This is a genomic window from Sporomusa sp., assembly GCF_057736855.1.
This window is the reverse complement of sequence record NZ_JBYKYF010000390.1, coordinates 1-809: the sequence shown is the minus strand read 5'-3', so window position 1 is coordinate 809 and position 809 is coordinate 1. Positions and strand designations below refer to the sequence as shown.

The 809-nt window shown below is 37.5% G+C and carries 1 pseudogene; it reads left to right on the top strand.

Features of this window, described 5'->3' with window-relative positions:
- Positions 1-56: 56 nt before the first annotated feature.
- Positions 57-809: pseudogene (locus tag AC29Z1_RS16640) on the top strand (GNAT family N-acyltransferase); the annotation flags it as partial.

The following is an 809-nucleotide window of genomic DNA, read 5'->3' as shown; positions in this document are numbered from 1 at the left end:
AAATGTCTAGGCATTTTGCAGAAGTTGACTATGATAATCAGCAAATATATGATGAAATGGACGACTGGGCAATATTGCTATATGCTAAAGTTGATTCAAAGATAATTGCCACGTATCGAATTAATATTGGCACTATGACAGACTTTCCACAAAAAGTTATAGATTACTTAAATCTGAACACATTTAACAATTATATTGCTGAACATGGCAGTCATAAATTTGCTTTTGCTACAAAAGTAATGGTCGCTCCCGCTTATCGAGGCTCACCAGCGCTGTATCTGCTTACAGCAAAATGCTATGAGTTTTGTTGCTACGAGCAAGTCCAGTTTCTCTTTGGTATCTGCAACTTTCATTTGCTCCAGCTCTATGAGCAACTAGGGTGCCGCAGATACTATAAAAATTTTATTTCCCCTGGTCATGGCTTAGCGGTCCCAATTGTTATGCTCATAGATGATGTTGAGCATTTCCGCAAAGTGCGTTCTCCGCTTTTTCGCATAGCCCGGAAAAGACAATCATTAAATACTAAAGCAATTAAATGGTTTAACGCTATGTTCACTAACAACTCTTCCATTATCAATAGTCAACTGACTACAGAAGAAGAATTTTGGGGCATTTTGTGCAAGCATTTGCATTGCCTTCCAACACAAGTCATAAGCTTACTGCAAGATTTATCTGAAACAGAAGCCAAAAAATTCCTTCACAATTGCGGAGTTTTAGTACAATGCGAACCGGGCGATATTATTACTTTTCAAGGCGACGTTAGTTATACCTATAATATATTAATCTCTGGCAGATTAAAGTCTTTAACC